Raw genomic sequence first — 17,282 nt, 5'->3', positions numbered from 1 at the left:
TCCACCGAGGAAACCAAACCATGGCAGACCCGACCTATAACCGCTTCGCGACCGTGGGCCGCGCGACAGATCGGGGATACTTCGACGAAGGCCTGCGGCAGCACATGCTGCGCGTGTACAACTACATGGGTGCCGGCCTGATCCTGACGGGTCTGGTCGCCGCGCTCGTGTCGTCCAGCCCGGCCATGCTCCAGGCCATCTTCGGCACGCCGCTGAAGTGGGTGGTCATGCTGGCCCCGCTGGCTTTCGTCATGGTGCTGTCCTTCGGCATCCAGCGCCTGTCCTTCGCATCGGCACAGATGATCTTCTGGGCCTATTGCGGTGCCATGGGCCTGTCGATGTCGGCCATCTTCCTGGTCTTCACCGGGGCGTCGATCGCGCTGACCTTCTTCGTCACCGCCGCCACCTTCCTGGCGATGAGCCTGTACGGCTACACCACGAAGGCCGACCTGTCGAAGATGGGCTCGTTCCTGATCATGGGCGTCATCGGTCTGGTGATCGCCGGTCTGGCGAACATCTTCTTCCAGTCGCCGGCCCTGCACTTCGCGATTTCCGCCATCGGCGTGCTGATCTTCACCGGCCTGACCGCCTATGACACCCAGGCGATCAAGGAAAGCTACGCCGAGGGCTACGATCACGAGAGCACCGGCAAGCTGGCCCTGATGGGCGCCCTGACGCTGTACCTGGACTTCATCAACCTGTTCCAGTTCCTGCTGCAGTTCCTGGGCCAGCGCAACAACGACTGATCCCCAGACATCTGACCAGAGACGCCTGATCGGACAAGCATCGGATCAAGCAGCAGCCGCCCGGAAGCACCCGCTTCCGGGCGGTTTTCTTTTGGTCAGGTCTCAACCGTCACCGGGTCGCCGACCGCCAGCCCCAGCACCCGGTCGGCTCGTCCGCGGTTGACGGCGATCTCCGCCAGCCCGTTGGAGTTCTCGTACCACAGCGGCTGCCCCGGTCCGACGGCTCCGAAGGTGCGGGCGCGAGCGATGCGACTGCCGGCGGCAGTCAACACCGCGTCGGCAGGCAGGGTGGCGGCACGCATCCCGGTCATGGCATTGCCGTAGACGTCGACATAGACGATGCGCGGCAGCTCGTCCGGCCAGTCGGGACGGTCGATGGCGGCGGGGGGAAGGGGGCTGCGCTCGACCGGGCGACCGGTGGCGAGGCCGGCGGCGACGGGGGCAAACAGGTCGCGGCCATGGAAGCTGGCAGACAGCCGGTCCGGGATCCAGTCGATGGTCCAGGCGTTTAGCGACGTTGCACGGCGGGCGATCAGGGCGAACAGGCCGTTGTCGGGGCCGACGAACCAGCGGCCGTCAGCCTCGACCATCACCGGCCGGCGATCGGTGCCGACGCCGGGATCGACGACGCAGAGGAAGACGCTGTCGACGGGAAAGGCCGGTGCGTAGGCGGCCAGCAGATAGGCGGACAGCTGCGGGTCGAAGGCGGGGGCGTCGGCGAACAGGTCGATGACAGGGACGCTGGGCGCCTGTTGCGCCAACACCGCCTTCATCTGGCCGGTGTAGGGGCCGGAAAGGCCGAAGTCGGTGAAGAGCAGGATCATGGGGGCGTTCTCACCAATGCTGCGGTGGTCCTCCCCCATCCTACCCCCATCCCAACCCTGGGCTCACACCGACTTGGTATCCAGCGCATACCCCGCCGACCGCACGGTACGGATCAGGTCCAGTTCGTCCTCTTCGTTCATCGCCTTGCGCAGGCGGCGGATGTGTACGTCCACCGTACGCGGCTCGACGTACACGTCGTGGCCCCACACCAGGTCGAGGAGCTGTTCGCGCGAGAAGACGCGGCCGGGATGCTGCATGAAGTGGCGCAACAGGCGGAATTCGGTAGGCCCGAGATGTACGTCCCGGCCATTGCGGCGTACGCGGTGGGCGGCCAGATCCATCGTCACGTCGGCGAAGGTCAGCACCTCGTCCGTCATGCCGGGGGAGGCGCGGCGCAGCACGGCGCGCATGCGGGCCACCAGCTCGGTCGGGGAGAACGGTTTGGTGATGTAGTCGTCGGCGCCGGAATTCAGGCCGCGCACCCGGTCGCCCTCCTCGCCGCGGGCGGTCAGCATGATGATCGGGATGTCGCGGGTCTTGGCGTTGCGGCGCAGTTGGCGGCAGACCTCCAGCCCGCTCATCAGCGGCAGCATCCAGTCGAGCAGCACGATGTGCGGCGTCTGTTCGCCGGCGGCCAGCAGGGCCTCCTCGCCGTCGCTGGCGGTGGCGACGCGGAAGCCTTCCTTTTCCAGGTTGTACTTCAGCAGCGTCAGGATGTCGGCCTCGTCCTCGACGATCAGGACGAGCGGCTTCAGGGCCGCATTCATGGTGGCTCCGTTGACAGCGCGCGTCTCGACGTTAACCGGCATGGGACAGCCTTTTCAACAAAGGAGGAAGGGGACAGGAGTAGGGCACAGTGGCGCAGGACTCAGCCGTAGCGGCCGGTGATGTAGCCCTGGGTGCGCTCGTCGCGCGGGTTGGTGAAGATTTCCTCGGTGTCGTCGCACTCCACCATCTCGCCCAGATGGAAGAAGGCGGTGCGCTGGGACACGCGGGCGGCCTGCTGCATGTTGTGGGTGACGATGACGATGGTGTAGTTGGCCCGCAGTTCGTCGATCAGCTCCTCGATATGCGCGGTCGCGATGGGGTCGAGCGCCGAGCAGGGCTCGTCCATCAGGATCACCTCGGGGCTGACGGCGATGGCGCGGGCGATGCACAGCCGCTGCTGCTGGCCGCCGGACAGGCTGGTGCCGGGTTCGCGCAGGCGGTCCTTCACTTCCGCCCACAGGCCAGCGCGCTTCAGCGAGGTCTGCACCACCTCGTCCAGCTCGTCCCGTCCGGACGCGAGGCCGTGGATGCGCGGGCCGTAGGAGACGTTGTCGTAGATCGACTTCGGGAAGGGGTTCGGCTTCTGGAACACCATGCCGACGCGGGCGCGCAGCTGCACCGCATCGACGGCCTTGCCATAGACGTCCTCGCCGTCCAGCGCGATCCGCCCCTCGACCCGACAGCCCTCGATGGTGTCGTTCATCCGGTTCAGGCAGCGCAGGAAGGTCGACTTGCCGCAGCCGGACGGGCCGATCAGCGCCAACACCCGGTTTTCCTGGATGTCGAGATCGATGCCCCGCAGCGCCTGCTTGGTGCCGTAGAACACCTTCACCCCGTGGGCGGTCATCTTTTTGGGCAGGGCGGCAGTGGACGCCCGGTCCGGTTGCCGGTCGCCACGGGACCGCAGCTTCAGCGGGCTCGGGATGCTCATGGTGTTCACCACCGTCTCTCGAAAATCTTGCGCAGGATCACGGCCGCCCCGTTCAGCAGGATCAGGACGCCGAGCAGGATCAGGATCGCCGCCGAGGTGCGCTCGGTGAAGGCACGCTCGGGGCTGTCGGCCCACATGTAGATTTGCACCGGCAGCACCGTGGCGCTGTCGGTCAGACCGTGGGGGATGTCGACGATGAAGGCGACCATGCCGATCATCAGCAGCGGCGCCGTCTCGCCCAGCGCGCGGGCCATGCCGATGATGGTGCCGGTCAGAATGCCGGGCATCGCCAGCGGCAGCACATGGTGCAGCACCGTCTGCAGCGGCGAGGCGCCGATGCCCAGCGCCGCCTGACGGATCGACGGCGGCACCGCCTTCAACGCGACGCGGGAGGCGATGATGATGATCGGCAGCGTCATCAGCGCCATCACCAGCCCGCCGACCAGCGGGGCGGAGCGCGGCATGCCGAAGAAGCCCAGGAACACCGCCAGACCCAGCAAGCCGAAGATGATCGACGGCACCGCGGCGAGGTTGTTGATGTTCACCTCGATCAGGTCGGTCCAGCGGTTCTTCGGCGCGAACTCCTCCAGATAGACGGCGGCGGATATCCCGACCGGCACCGACAGCGCCATGGTCACCAGCAGCGTCAGCAGCGAGCCGACGATGGCGCCGCCGATGCCGGCCTGTTCCGGCTCGCGGCTGTCGCCGGCGGTGAACAGGGTGGTGTTGAAGCCCTGCGCCAGCGCGCCCGAGGCCAACAGCGCGTCGGCCGCCGCGACCTTGGCGTCGCTGAGGCCACGCTCGCCTTCCGGCAGGTCGCGGCGATAGCCGCCCTTCACCAGCTGGTCGATCTGGTCGTCGGCGCGGATCCAGACGGTCTGCGTCGTCCCGACCAGCGCCGGGTCCTTGGCGACCATCGCCTCCAGCTCATACGGCGCGCCCGACGACAGCAGGTCGTTCAGCACACGGCGGCCGGCGCGGTCGGTCACCTGCGGAAACTGGGCGTAGAGGGCGCGGCGCAGCAGGACGGTGTAATTGCGGTCGGCGACCTCCGCCGGGTCCAGCGTCACCTCCAGCCGGATGCGCGCCTCCAGGAAGGCACTGGCGCCCTTGGCGACGATGGAGCCCAGCAGCAGCAGCAGGATCAGTGCCGCCAGCGCCACCGCGGCGGCGCCGGCCAGCCGGAAGCGGCGCTCCGCGGCATGGCGGGCGCGCAGCCGGCGTGCGAAGGCTTCGCCGCGCAGGCGCGATTTCACGGGGGTTGTGGATGGCGTCACGGCCGCCACGTCCTGCTCGACGAGGTCAGTCATATTTTTCCCGATAGGTCCGGACCACCCGCAGGGCGACCATGTTGAGGCAGAGCGTGACGAGGAACAGCACGAGGCCAAGGCCGAAGGCCGACAGCGTCTTCGGGCTGTCGAACTCCTGGTCGCCGACCAGCAGCGTGGCGATCTGGGTGGTGACGGTGGTCACCGCCTGCAACGGGTTGGCGGTCAGGTTGGCGGTCAGGCCGGACGCCATGGTGACGATCATCGTCTCGCCGATGGCGCGGCTGATCGCCAGCATCACCGCGGCGACGATGCCGGGCAGCGCCGCCGGCAGCACCACCTGCCTGATGGTCTCCGACTTGGTGGCGCCGAGACCGTAGGAGCCGTCGCGCAAGGATTGCGGCACCGCGTTGATGACATCGTCCGACAGGGAGCTGACGAAGGGGATGATCATCACCCCCATGACGATGCCGGCCGCCAGCGCCGATTCCGAACTGACGTCCAACCCCAGCGCTTCGCCCACTGAACGCACGAAGGGCGCCATCGTCAGCGCGGCGAAGAAGCCGTAGACCACGGTCGGGATGCCGGCCAGGATCTCCAAAGCCGGCTTCAGCCAGGTGCGAACGCCGCGCCCGGCATATTCCGACATGTAGATCGCCGCCATCAGCCCGACCGGCACCGCCACCAGCATGGCGATGACGGTAATCAGCAGCGTGCCGGCGAACAGCGGGATCGCGCCGAAGGAGCCGCTGGACCCGACCTGATCGGCCCGCATCGCCATCTGCGGGCTCCAATGGGTGCCGAACAGGAAGTCGAGCGGCGAGACGACGGTGAAGAAGCGCAGCGCCTCGAACAGCAGTGACAGGACGATGCCGATCGTGGTCAGAATGGCGACCAGCGAGCAGACGACCAGCGCCACCCGCACCACCCGCTCCACCGCCGGACGGGCGCGCAGGTCGGGACCGATGCGGTGGCGGCCCCAGGCCAGCCCGGCGACGGCGAGGCTGGCGCCGACCGCCAGCAGGCTCCAGTCGGCAAGATCGCGCAAGGCGGCGTAGCGGCGGGCCGCCTCCGTCACCAGCGGATCGGCCTCACGCCCGGTGGCGATGCCGTGGGCGAGATTGAGGATGTCGGCCTTCAGCAGGGCGACCGACTGGCCGTCGCCGGTGGTCAGCCGGTCGGGCAATGATGACAGCACCAGTTGCATCGCCAGCCAGCCTTCCGACGCTGTCCAGGCGACGAACAGCAGCAGCGCAGGCAGACCGGCCCACAGCGCGACATAGACGCCGTGATAGGAGGGGACCGAATGCAGCTCCGCCACCCGTCCGCCGACCGACGACGCCGCGCGCGACCGGCCGATCAGGAAGCCGATCACGGTGAGCAGGGCCAGGATCAGGGCGAGGAGGGTCAGCTGCATGCGGGTCGCTTCGGCGGAAAAGAGGCAGGCGGAGAAGGGCTGGTCAGAACTGGAGCGGGGTCAGGTTGACCGCCTCGATGCGGGCGGCCTCGCGCAGCGCCTTCGGCTCCGGGATCAGGCCCTTGTCGACCAGATAGCCGTCGTCGCCCAACGCGCGTTCCGAGGTGTATTCGCCGATGAACTCGCGGATGCCCGGAATGACACCGGCATGGGCATTCTTGACATAGATGTAGAGCGGGCGCGCCAGCTCGTACTTTCCGGCGGCCACCGTCTCCGCCGTCAGGTCGACCCCGTCCATCTTCGCCGCCTGCAGCGTGTCACGGTTCTGGTCGAGATAGCTGTAGCCGAAGACGCCGAAGGCGTTGGGGTTGGCGGTCAGCTTCTGGACGATCAGATTGTCGTTTTCGCCGGCCTCGACATAGGCGCCGTCCTCGCGGATGGTCATGCAGGCGCGCTCACGGGCCTTTTCGTCGGGGACCGCCTTGGCGACCTCGGCCACCTTCTTGCAGCCTTCCAGCATCGCCAGCTCGTTGAAGGTGTCGCGCGTACCGGAGGTGGGCGGCGGACCCAGCACCTCGATCGCCGCCTTGGGCAGAGACGGGTCGATGTCGGACCACAGCCGGTAAGGATTGGCGACGAGCGCGCCATTCACCGGCACTTCCTTCGCCAGCGCCTTCCACAGCACGACGGTCGACAGCGACACCGGAGCGGCCTTTCTGGACGAGGCCAGGGCAATGCCGTCATAGCCGATCTTCAGCTCGGTGATCGTGGTGACGCCGTTGGCGGCGCACTGGTCGACTTCCGACTTCTTGATCCGGCGCGACGCGTTGGCGATGTCGGGATGGGCCGGGCCGACGCCGGCGCAGAACAGCTTCAGCCCACCACCGGTGCCGGTCGATTCGATCACCGGGGTCTTGAACTTGCCGGTCTTGCCGAAGGCCTCCGCCACCGCGGTGGTGAAGGGGAAGACGGTGGAGGAGCCCACCGCGCGGATCTGGTCGCGCGATTGCGCCGATGCGGGGGCGGCGGCGAGGCCGAGCGCCAAGGCCAGAGTCAGGGCCGGGGCGGTCGCGGCGAAGACATGCGTCCGGGTGGTCACGGGTGCCCCTCCTTGAGGAAACGGAGACTGGTCCATCGGAATGGCGCGGACCATAGACCGGGAGGGCGACCGAATGATTGCGTTTTTATGACACTTTCATGACGGCGTCACAGAATGATGGGTTTCTCTCACTCCCCACCGAATCCCCTGTCCCCCCCGGGGAGAGAGTTAGGGTGAGGGGGGAGCGCGGCGGGAGCTTTGGAGAACACACGCAGTGCTTCCCCCTCACCCCGGCCCTCTCCCCGGGGGGGAGAGGGAGAAACCGCCTCTCCCACCGCCGGCAGATAAACCGTGAAGGCGCTGCCCACCCCGACCTCGCTTTCGATGGTCAGCCGGCCACGGTGGCGGTTCAGGATGTGCTTGACGATGGCCAGCCCCAGCCCGGTGCCGCCCATGGCGCGGGATCGCGCGGCATCAACGCGGTAGAAGCGCTCGGTCAGGCGGGGCAGATGGGTGCGGGCGATGCCGTCGCCCCGGTCGCGCACCGACACCGACACCATCGCGGTGCCGCCACGCAACGCGCGCTTGTCCTTCACCGCACCGCCGGATGCGGGCAGGCCAGTGAAGCCCACCGCCGCTCCGTCGGCCAGCGCGACAGTGACGGTCACGTCGGTGTCCTCGCGCGTGTATTTGATCGCATTGCTGACGAGGTTCTGGAAGACCTGGGTCAACTGGTCCTCGTCGCCGACGACGGACGGCAGATCCTCCGGCGCTTCCAGCCGCAGGCGGATGCGGCGCTCCGCCGCCTTCAGCTGCAGCGCGGCGATGACGTTCTCCAACTCCTCCACCACATCGACCCAGCCGCTGGGCGGCATATGCTCGTCCAACTCGATGCGGGACAGCGACAGCAGGTCATTGACCAGCCGGGTCATGCGGCTGGCCTGGTCATGCATGATTGCCAGGAAGCGGCCCTGCGCCTCCGGATCGTCACGGGCGGGGCCGCGCAGAGTCTCGATGAAGCCCAGCAGCGAGGACAGCGGCGTGCGCAGTTCGTGGCTGGCGTTGGCGATGAAGTCGGCGCGCATCTGCTCCGACCGGCGGGCGGCGGTGACGTCATGCAGGGTCAGGATCGCCATGCGGGCGACGGTGGGCGGGCGCGGCGCCGACTCCTCCTCGATCTCGCCATCAAGCAGGGACGGATCGGGTTCGGGCACCAGCCGCTGGAAGGGCTTGACCTGCGCTTCGAAGCTGCGCTCCACCGGGACCGGCAGCGTGAACTCGATGATGCGGGACGCACCGCCGCGCAGAACCGAATCCACCGCTTCCAGCACCGCCGGCGTGCGCAGGCACGAAGAGAGGTCGCGGTCGACGACCTTGTCGCCGAACAGCTCCCGCGCGGTCCGGTTGGCGCGCACCACCTGCCGTTCGGCATCCATCAGCAGCAGCGGGGCGGGCAGGGCGTCGATCACCGCTTCGTCGGCGTCGAGCTGCATCCGCACGCTCTCGGCCCGGCGCAGGCCGACCCGGTGCAGACGGCCGATGGTCGCGGCCAGCGCCTTCAAGGCGGGCGGCGTGCCGGCCGGAGCCAGCGGCTCGTCGGTCTCGGCCAGCCGGGCAGCGTAGTCGGTCATCGCGTCGGCATCGCCGCGGTAGGTGCGCAGGACCAGGACCGCGCCCACCAGCGCCGCCGCAGCCGCGGCCAGCGCCAGCCCGCCATGCAGCGCCCCGGCATGGACCGCCCAGGCGAGCACAGCGGCCATCGGCACCAGCATCAGCAAGATCGCGGTCAACAGCGGGGCGGGCGGCAACGCCTTCGGGCGCATGGGGTCGGCACCGGGTTCGAGTGTGGAGCGGGGCGGGCAGCGTGACGGTCGGTCCTTTTGCACGGCCCTTCTACACCATCGTCGCGCACACCGCGCGACGGTCATAAAAGATTCATGGGTATGACAATGCGGTGGATCGTTGACTCCAATATCTTGGAGCAGCATTCTACCTTCATGGAAAGTGCTGGAAACGATATCGACAGCCGTCTCGCCACCCGATTGCGCGCGCTGCGGGCGGATCGGGGCCTGACGCTGGATGGTTTGGCCGAGCGCTCGGGCGTCAGCCGCTCGATGATCTCGCTGGTGGAACGGGGGGAGAGCAGCCCCACGGCCTCCGTGCTCGACCGGCTCGCCGCCGGGCTGGGGGTGACGCTGGCGGCCTTGTTCGCGGAAGCCGAGCGTGAGGACGCCAACCCGGTCGCCCGCCGCGCCGACCAGATCGCCTGGGTCGACCCCGCCACCGGCTATCGCCGCCGCAACCTGTCGCCGCCGGGCTATCCGTCGCCCATCGAACTGGTGGAGGTGGAGCTGCCGCCGGGCGCCCGCGTCTCCTACGACAGCGGCAACCGCGCCGCCACGGTGGAGCAGCAGGTCTATCTGCTGGGCGGCACCATCGAACTGACGGTGGGGGAGGTGACGCACCGGCTGTCCACCGGCGACTGCCTTGCCATGCGGCTCGATCGGCCGACCGGCTTCCACAATCCGACCGACCACACCGCCCGCTACATCGTGGCGCTGACCACCGACGGGCGCCTTGGCTTAAACGCGGTTAAACGCTGAAAGGAGCATGCGATGGACAGTGCCTGCCTTGACTCCGGCCAGCGAAGGGGGGAGAGCGGCGCCGCTGCCGTGACGGTGCGCGTGCTGTCTTCTGCCGAGGCTCACGCAGCCGTGCCGGGACTGACCGACCTACTGCTGGATTGCGTGGCGGGCGGTGCGTCGGTCAGCTTCATGGCGCCGCTCGACCGCGCCACCGCCGAGAGCTTCTGGGGCCAAGTGGTTGCCGGAGTGGAGCAGGGGAAGCGCATCCTGCTGGTGGCGGAGGACGGGGAAGGCGTGCTGGGCACCGTCCAGCTTGTGGTCGGCCAGCCGCCGAACCAGCCGCACCGGGCCGACCTGTCCAAGATGCTGGTCCACCGCCGCGCCCGCCGCCGTGGCGTCGGCGCCGCCCTGATGCAGGCGGCCGAGAACGCAGCTCGCGCCGCCGGCAAGACCCTGCTGGTGCTGGACACCGCCTCGCCCGAGGCCGAACGGCTGTATGAGCGGGCCGGCTGGGTGAAGGTCGGCGTCATCCCGAACTACGCCCTGTGGCCGCAGGGTGGGCTCTGCGATACAACGTATTTTTACAAGGCGCTGGGGTGAGGCCTGGGCTCTCCTTCTCCCCGCTGGAAAGAAGGTTGGGATGAGGGGGTTCGGCGCAGTCGAAGACGTTCGGCAAGTGCGTCCCCCTCACCCTGACCCTCTCCCCAGGGGGGAGAGGGGACTCACGGTTGGGGACGCCTCACCTCACCAGGGCAGCGAATCATGCGCCGCCAGCGCTGCGGCGGTGACGATGTCGTTGACCGAGGCGCCCATGGTGACGATCTGCGCCGGCTTGTCCAAACCGATCAGCAGCGGGCCGATCATCTGGCCGCCGGCCATCTTGTTCAGCAGCTTGGCCGAGATGTTGGCGGAATGCAGGCCGGGCATGATCAGCACGTTCGCCGGACCGGACAGCCGCGAGAACGGGTAGACCCGCTTCATCAGCTGATAGTCCAGCGCCACGTCGGCCGACATCTCGCCGTCATACTCGAAATCGACCCGGCGGCTGTCGAGGATCGACAGGGCTTCCCGCAGCGGATCGGTGTTCGGGTGCGGCGTCTGGCCGAAGTTGGAGAAGGAGAGCATCGCGATCCGCGGCTCGTGCCCCATCTGCCGGGCCTTGGCCGCGGCACCGACCGCGATGTCGGCCAGCGTCTTGCCGTCGGGACGGACATGGACGGTGGTGTCGGCGATGAAGACGGTTCGGCTGCGGGTGATGAACAGGTGCAGGCCAAACACCGGCTCGCTCGCCTTCGAGTCGATGACCCGGCGGATTTCCTCGTACGCGACGCCGAAGCTGCGGGTCAGGCCGGTCACCATGGCGTGGGCATCGCCCTGCGCCACCATGCAGGCGGCGAAGACGTTGCGGTCCTGGTTGACCATCCGCTGGCAGTCGCGCAGCAGGGCGCCCTTGCGCTGCAGGCGGCGGTACAGGTGGTCGGCATAGCGGCGGTTGGCGTCCGACAGGCGGGCGTTGTGGATTTCGAACTGGATGTGCGGCTGACCCATCGCCACCAGCTGTTCCTTGATGACCTCCTCGCGGCCGATCAGAACCGGGATGCCATAGCCGTGAGCGCGGAAGGCCATGGCGGCGCGGATCGTCCGCTCCTCCTCGCCCTCGGCGAAGACGACGCGGCGCGGGTTGGTCCGCACCTTCTCCAGGATCAGCTCCAGGCTGTCGGCGGTCGGATCCAGACGGGTGCGCAGGCTGTGCTTGTAGCTGGTCAGGTCGAGGATCGGCTTGCGCGCCACGCCGCTTTCCATCGCCGCCTGGGCGACGGCGGCCGGGACGGTGACGATCAGGCGCGGGTCGAAGGGCACCGGGATGATGTAGTCCGGGCCATAGCGCAGCCGGCGCCCGGAATAGGCGGCGTCGACCTCGTCCGGCACATCCTCGCGCGCCAGCGCCGCCAGCGCCTTGGCGGCGGCGACCTTCATCGCCTCGTTGATGGTGGTGGCGCGGACGTCCAGCGCGCCGCGGAACAGGTAGGGGAAGCCAAGGACGTTGTTGACCTGGTTCGGATAGTCGGAGCGTCCGGTCGCCACGATGGCGTCGGCGCGCACCGCCTTCACATCCTCCGGCGTGATCTCCGGATCGGGGTTGGCGAGGGCGAAGATGATCGGCTTGGCCGCCATCGACTTCACCATCTCCTGCGTCATCGCCCCCTTGGCCGACAGGCCGACGAACACGTCGGAGCCGGCCACCGCCTCTTCCAGCGTGCGCTTGTCGGTGTCGACGGCGAAGGACGACTTCCACTGGTTCATGCCGTTGGTGCGGCCGCGATAGACCACGCCCTTGGTGTCGCACAGGATGATGTTTTCACGTGAAACACCCATCGTGCAGAACAGCTCGGCGCAGGCGATGCCCGCCGCGCCGGCACCGTTCACCACCATCTTCACGTCTTCGATTCGGCGGCCGGTGATGTCGCAGGCGTTGATCAGGCCGGCGGCGGCGATGATCGCGGTGCCGTGCTGGTCGTCGTGGAAGACCGGGATGTCCAGCAGCTCGCGCAGCCGCTCCTCGATGATGAAGCAGTCGGGCGCCTTGATGTCTTCCAGGTTGATGCCGCCGAAGCTGGGGCCGAGGAAGCGCACGCAGTTGACGAACTCGTCCACGTCGCGGGTGTCGACCTCCAGGTCGATGCCGTCGACGTCGGCGAAGCGCTTGAACAGCACCGCCTTGCCTTCCATCACCGGCTTGCCGGCGAGCGCGCCCAGGTCGCCCAGACCCAGCACGGCCGTGCCGTTGGAGATGATGGCAACGATATTGCCCTTGGCCGTGTAGTCATAGGCAAGGGACGGATCCTCGGCGATGCGCAGGCAGGGCGCGGCGACGCCGGGCGAATAAGCCAGCGCCAGATCGCGCTGGGTGGTCAGCGGCTTGGTCGGAGTGATTTCCAGCTTGCCGGGCCGGCCGCTGGAATGCAGCAGCAGGGCCTCTTCGTCGGTGACGCGCTTGGTGTCGGACATGGATGTCGTGTTCCTCAACGGAGTGCTGATGCCCGTCGGTCTTCGTTGGTGCCTTTTGTGCGGTGCGCTGCCGACGGTGGGGTCGCGATGGTATACGCCGTACGCGCAACTCGCCAAGCCTCCATTGCCTGCTTTTTGTACGAATCATGCATTTTTTTGACGATTGGCGACACATCCAGTTTGCTTCACATCCTATCTGATCCGCTTTCCGTGCATGACCATGCCGGTTGGGAAGGCCGGGAAACGACTGGTATCATGCAGTGCGGAACACAACCGACGCGCTTATCCCTCCCGGAGCCGCCATCTTGTCCCTGGCCCCCAAATCTGCGGCCGCGCTGACGCCGGACGAGCGCCGCATCACGCTGGTGATCGCGGCGGTGCAGTTCATCAACATCCTCGATTTCATGATGGTGATGCCGCTCGGTCCCGACTTCGCCCGGGCGCTGAACATCCCGGCGGCACACATCGGCTATATCGGCGGCAGCTATACCGCCGCTGCGGCTTTGGCCGGGTTGATCGGCTCGATGCTGCTCGACCGCTTCGACCGGCGCCGGGCGCTTGCGGTCGCCATGGCCGGACTGATCGTCTCCACGGCATTGGGCGGGCTGGCCTGGGACTTTCCATCGCTGCTGGCGGCGCGTGTGCTGGCAGGCCTGTTCGGCGGCCCGGCCGTCGCGGTCGCCATCGCCACGGTGACCGATCAGGTGGCGCCGCAGCGGCGGGGGCAGGCGATGGGTGCAGTGATGTCGGCATTCTCGCTGTCGGCCATCGCCGGGGTGCCGGTGGGGCTGGAACTGGCGCTCTATGGCGGCTGGCGGCTGCCCTTCTTCGCGGTGGCCTTCGCCGGCCTGATCGTCGCCGTGGCCGCCATCGCCATCCTGCCGCCGCAGCGCGGCCATCTCGCCGGGGCAGGGGTGAAGACGGGGGCCTGGGTGCGGATGACGGCGCTGCTGTCGCGCCGCAAGGTCTGGTTGGCCTATGCCACCGTGGCGCTGGTGCAGGTTCAGCAGTTCATGATCGTCCCCAACATCGCCGCCTATGTGCAGGGCAATCTGGGCTTCCCGCGCGACCATTTGAGCCTGGTCTACATGACCGGCGGCACGCTGAGCTTCTTCGCTGCGCGTTGGGCCGGGCGGCTGGTCGACCGCCACGGCTCCAGCGCCGTCACCTTCGCCGCGACGGTGGGGCTGAGCCTGGTGATCTTCTTCGCCTTCATCGGCTACCGGCCCTGGATGCCGGTGCTGGGGCTGTTCCCCTTCTTCATGACCTTCGTCGGCATTCGCATGGTCGCCAACGGCGCCGCCTTCTCCCGCGTGCCGGACCCGCAGGAGCGTGCCGGATTCATGGCGCTGGTGTCGGCGGTGCAGCATCTCAGTTCCGCCTTCGGCGCCTTCCTGTCGGCCGAGATCCTGACCAACGGCGCCGACGGCCGGCTGGAGCATGTGACGACCATGGCGACCATCTCCATCTCCATTGGGCTTGCCGTGCCGCTGCTGACCCTGTGGCTGGAGCGGGCGACGCGCCCGGCATCGCTACCAATGATCGCCGACGCCGTGCTGGACGGAGGCGGGCAGAGCCGTTAGCTTGCCGCCGAACCGCAAACGACCTTCGGAATGATGCCCATGCGCCCCTCCGGCCGCGCCTTCGACCAACTGCGCACCGTCTCCCTCGAGCCCGGCTTCAGCCGCTATGCCGAGGGCTCCTGCATGGTGCGCTTCGGCAACACGCATGTGCTGTGCACCGCCAGCGTCGACGAGACGGTGCCGCGTTTCCTGAAGAACACCGGGCTCGGCTGGGTCACCGCCGAATACGGTATGCTGCCGCGCTCCACCCACAGCCGCACCGACCGCGAAGCGGCGAAGGGCAAGCAGTCCGGCCGCACCCAGGAAATTCAGCGCCTGATCGGCCGTGCGCTGCGCGCCGTCACCGACCGGTCGGCGATGGGCGAGAAGCAGATCAAGATCGACTGCGACGTCATCCAGGCCGACGGCGGCACCCGCACCGCCGCCATCACCGGCAGCTATGTCGCCCTGCATCTCGCCTTCCAGCATCTGATGCAGATCGGCGCGCTGAAGACCATGCCGCTGACCGATCAGGTCGCCGCCGTATCCTGCGGCCTCTATCAGGGCAACGCCGTGCTCGACCTCGACTATGACGAGGATTCCAAGGCGCAGGCCGACGCCAACTTCGTCCTGACCGGCAAGGCCGGCATCGTCGAAATCCAGGGCACCGCCGAGGAAACCCCCTTCTCCGAGCCGCAGTTCATGGAGCTGATGGCGCTCGCCCGCAAGGGCGTGAACGAGCTGGTGGCGTTGCAGAAGCAGGTCCTCGGCATCAAGTAAGCCGGCATCTGCCAGAGGTCCATCATCCAGAGGTCCGTTACCATGTCCGCTCCCCGCCGCTTCACCGGCGACACGCTCGTCATCGCCAGCCACAACAAGGGCAAGGTGCGCGAGATCGCCGACCTGCTCGGCCCCTATGTCGCCACCTTCACCTCGGCCGGGGAGCTGGGCCTGCCCGAACCGGAGGAGACCGGGACCACCTTCATCGCCAACGCGGAGCTGAAGGCGAAGGCCGCGGCATCCGCCGGCCATGTCGCGCTCGCCGATGACAGCGGGCTGGTGGTGCCGGCGCTGAACGGCGATCCCGGTATCTATTCCGCCCGCTGGGCCGGCCCGACCAAGGACTTCGCCATGGCGATGCGGAAGGTCGAGGACGGGATGGCAGGGAAGGCGGATCGCAGCGCCTATTTCGTCTGCGCCCTGTCGCTCGCCTGGCCGGACGGCCATGTCGAGACGGTGGAGGGCCGCTGCTACGGCACGCTGGTGTGGCCGCCGCGCGGTCCCCACGGCTTTGGCTATGACCCGATGTTCCTGCCGGACGGCCACGAGCTGTCTTTCGGCGAGATGGATCCGGCCAAGAAGCACGAGATGAGCCACCGCGCCGACGCCTTCCGCCAGCTGGTGGAGCGGTGCTTCCGGTGAGCGTTTCCGATCCTGGTTTTGCCGTCTACGTTCATTGGCCCTTCTGCAAGTCGAAGTGCCCCTATTGCGATTTCAACAGCCATGTCCGCGAGCGGGTCGACCATGACCGCTGGCGGGCAGGGCTGGTGCGCGAGCTGGATCATTACGCCGACCTTACCGCCGGCCGCACCGTCACCTCGATCTTCTTTGGCGGCGGCACCCCGTCGCTGATGGAGCCCTCGACCGTCGGTGCCGTCATCGACCGGGTTGCCCAACGCTGGCCGGTGGCCGACGGGCTGGAGGTGACGCTGGAGGCCAACCCGACCTCCGTCGAAGCCGACAAGTTCCGTGCCTTCCGCACAGCCGGGATCGACCGGGTTTCTCTGGGCATCCAGGCTCTGGACGACGCCAGCCTGAAGTTCCTCGGCCGCGAGCACAATGCGGCGGAGGCGACCGGCGCCATCGAACTGGCGGCGCAGACCTTCGACCGCTTTTCCTTCGACCTGATCTATGCCCGTCCCGGCCAGACGGTGGCGGCGTGGCAGGCGGAGTTGGCGCGGGCGCTGGACTACGCGGTCGGCCACCTGTCGGTCTATCAACTGACCATCGAGCAGGGCACGGCCTTCTATCCGCTCCATGCCCGTGGCGATCTGGTGCTGCCGGACGAGGATTTGGCCGGCGATCTTTATGAGGCGACGCAGAGCCAGTTGAGGACGGCCGGGCTGCCGGCCTACGAGATTTCCAACCATGCCCGCCCAGGCGAGGAAAGCCGCCACAACCTGACCTATTGGCGTTATGGCGACTATGTCGGCATCGGTCCCGGCGCCCATGGCCGGCTGACGCTGGACGGCGAGAAGTTCGCCACCCGCGCCCATCGCGCCCCGGAAATCTGGCTGGAACGGGTGGAGCGCGACGGGCATGGTGCCGCCGCCCCCGATCCCATCGACCGTGATGCCCGCGGCACCGAACTGCTGATGATGGGGCTGCGCCTGAGCGAGGGGGTGCGGCTTGCCCGTCTGGTGGAGGAAACCGGCCGGTCGTTGGACGATTTCGTGGATCCGGCAGCCTTGTCCCGCCTGATCGACGGCGGTTTCCTGACGCGCGATGCCGACCGTCTGGTTGCGACATCGGAGGGGCTACAGCGTCTGAACGCGGTGCTCGGCGCAATTCTGGCGTAAGATCCCTTGTCTTCAATCGGGAAAGGGCAGGGGATGCTCATCAGCCTGATCGTCGCTGCCGCAACGAACGATGTGATCGGCCGTGACGGCCGGCTTCCCTGGCATCTTCCCAGCGATCTACGCCGGTTCAGGGAATTGACGATGGGAAAACCGATCCTGATGGGTCGGAAAACCTGGGACTCCCTGCCGCGCCGCCCGCTGCCCGGCCGCGACAATCTGGTGGTGAGCCATCGGGGCCTCGTCGGCGAGCATGACGGCGCCCGCTGGTTCACCGGTCTCGGGGCAGCAGTGTCGTGGGCACAAGGCTCCGGTGCGGCCGAACTGTGCATCATCGGCGGTGCCGCTCTGTTCCGTGAGACACTGCCGATCGCCGATCGCCTGCACCTGACCCGCATCGAAAGCACAGTGGACGGCGACACGCTGATGCCGCCCATCGGAGCGGAATGGGCAGAGGTGTGGTCGAGCGCGCCCATGGAAGAGAATGGGCTGTTCTATCGCTACATCGACCTTCAAAAGGTGCGGGGGTAGGGGGCGAGCGCCCCCCTTAAGCCCG

Annotated in this window: 16 protein-coding genes; 8 read left to right on the top strand and 8 right to left on the bottom strand. The window is 67.8% G+C overall.

Going from position 1 to position 17,282, the window contains the following annotated elements; translation table 11 throughout:
- Positions 1-20: 20 nt before the first annotated feature.
- Complete coding sequence (locus M5E06_RS12490) at positions 21-746, top strand: Bax inhibitor-1/YccA family protein (RefSeq protein WP_252138385.1); 726 nt, start codon at positions 21-23, stop codon at positions 744-746.
- Between the two features lie 95 nt (positions 747-841).
- Here M5E06_RS12490 and M5E06_RS12485 read toward each other — a convergent pair whose 3' ends face one another.
- From M5E06_RS12485 to M5E06_RS12455, 7 genes are all read right to left on the bottom strand, one after another.
- Entirely contained in the window at positions 842-1,570 is a 729-nt protein-coding gene (locus tag M5E06_RS12485; RefSeq protein WP_252138384.1) for an SAM hydrolase/SAM-dependent halogenase family protein, read from the bottom strand.
- A 63-nt stretch (positions 1,571-1,633) separates the two neighbouring features.
- Positions 1,634-2,338: a phosphate regulon transcriptional regulator PhoB gene (gene phoB / locus M5E06_RS12480; RefSeq protein WP_083896944.1), complete on the bottom strand. Its 705-nt coding sequence runs from the start codon at positions 2,336-2,338 to the stop codon at positions 1,634-1,636.
- Between the two features lie 101 nt (positions 2,339-2,439).
- Positions 2,440-3,186: a phosphate ABC transporter ATP-binding protein PstB gene (gene pstB / locus M5E06_RS12475; RefSeq protein WP_502801976.1), complete on the bottom strand. Its 747-nt coding sequence runs from the start codon at positions 3,184-3,186 to the stop codon at positions 2,440-2,442.
- Between the two features lie 89 nt (positions 3,187-3,275).
- Positions 3,276-4,580: a phosphate ABC transporter permease PstA gene (pstA, locus tag M5E06_RS12470; protein WP_252138382.1), complete on the bottom strand. Its 1,305-nt coding sequence runs from the start codon at positions 4,578-4,580 to the stop codon at positions 3,276-3,278.
- Complete coding sequence (pstC, locus tag M5E06_RS12465) at positions 4,573-5,955, bottom strand: phosphate ABC transporter permease subunit PstC (protein ID WP_252138381.1); 1,383 nt, start codon at positions 5,953-5,955, stop codon at positions 4,573-4,575. The genes pstA and pstC overlap by 8 nt, the downstream gene beginning before the upstream one ends.
- Before the next feature lie 43 nt (positions 5,956-5,998).
- Positions 5,999-7,054 carry a PstS family phosphate ABC transporter substrate-binding protein gene (locus tag M5E06_RS12460; RefSeq protein WP_252138380.1) on the bottom strand — a complete coding sequence of 352 codons (1,056 nt, stop codon included), beginning with the start codon at positions 7,052-7,054 and terminating at the stop codon, positions 5,999-6,001.
- A gap of 128 nt (positions 7,055-7,182) precedes the next feature.
- Positions 7,183-8,817 (bottom strand): ATP-binding protein, encoded by a 1,635-nt coding sequence (locus tag M5E06_RS12455; RefSeq protein ID WP_252138379.1) that lies wholly within the window; start codon positions 8,815-8,817, stop codon positions 7,183-7,185.
- Between the two features lie 174 nt (positions 8,818-8,991).
- Between M5E06_RS12455 and M5E06_RS12450 the strand changes: the two genes are divergently transcribed.
- Positions 8,992-9,597 (top strand): helix-turn-helix domain-containing protein, encoded by a 606-nt coding sequence (locus tag M5E06_RS12450; protein ID WP_252138378.1) that lies wholly within the window; start codon positions 8,992-8,994, stop codon positions 9,595-9,597.
- A gap of 12 nt (positions 9,598-9,609) precedes the next feature.
- Positions 9,610-10,179: a GNAT family N-acetyltransferase gene (locus M5E06_RS12445; RefSeq protein ID WP_252138377.1), complete on the top strand. Its 570-nt coding sequence runs from the start codon at positions 9,610-9,612 to the stop codon at positions 10,177-10,179.
- Positions 10,180-10,323: 144 nt separating this feature from the next.
- On the opposite strand, the gene M5E06_RS12440 is transcribed toward M5E06_RS12445, so the two are convergent.
- Positions 10,324-12,588: an NADP-dependent malic enzyme gene (locus M5E06_RS12440; protein ID WP_252138376.1), complete on the bottom strand. Its 2,265-nt coding sequence runs from the start codon at positions 12,586-12,588 to the stop codon at positions 10,324-10,326.
- 305 nt (positions 12,589-12,893) lie between these two features.
- Between M5E06_RS12440 and M5E06_RS12435 the strand changes: the two genes are divergently transcribed.
- The 5 genes from M5E06_RS12435 to M5E06_RS12415 are packed head-to-tail and all read left to right on the top strand — an operon-like array spanning position 12,894 to position 17,257.
- A complete protein-coding gene (locus M5E06_RS12435; RefSeq protein ID WP_252138375.1) occupies positions 12,894-14,171 on the top strand; it encodes an MFS transporter in 1,278 nt (425 codons plus the stop codon).
- 39 nt (positions 14,172-14,210) lie between these two features.
- A complete protein-coding gene (gene rph / locus M5E06_RS12430) occupies positions 14,211-14,930 on the top strand; it encodes a ribonuclease PH (RefSeq protein ID WP_252138374.1) in 720 nt (239 codons plus the stop codon).
- Between the two features lie 42 nt (positions 14,931-14,972).
- Positions 14,973-15,572, top strand: a complete 600-nt coding sequence (rdgB, locus tag M5E06_RS12425; RefSeq protein WP_252138373.1) for an RdgB/HAM1 family non-canonical purine NTP pyrophosphatase — start codon at positions 14,973-14,975, stop codon at positions 15,570-15,572.
- Positions 15,560-16,729 (top strand): radical SAM family heme chaperone HemW, encoded by a 1,170-nt coding sequence (gene hemW, locus M5E06_RS12420; protein ID WP_252138372.1) that lies wholly within the window; start codon positions 15,560-15,562, stop codon positions 16,727-16,729. Before rdgB ends, hemW begins: the two co-directional genes overlap by 13 nt.
- A 33-nt stretch (positions 16,730-16,762) precedes the next feature.
- Entirely contained in the window at positions 16,763-17,257 is a 495-nt protein-coding gene (locus M5E06_RS12415) for a dihydrofolate reductase (protein ID WP_109154736.1), read from the top strand.
- The last annotated feature ends 25 nt before the right edge of the window (positions 17,258-17,282 follow it).

Source organism: Azospirillum sp. A1-3 (assembly GCF_023806445.1).
Taxonomy (GTDB): Bacteria; Pseudomonadota; Alphaproteobacteria; order Azospirillales; family Azospirillaceae; genus Azospirillum.
Note: the sequence above shows the minus strand (reverse complement) of the source record. Positions and strands in the feature narration are given on the sequence as shown.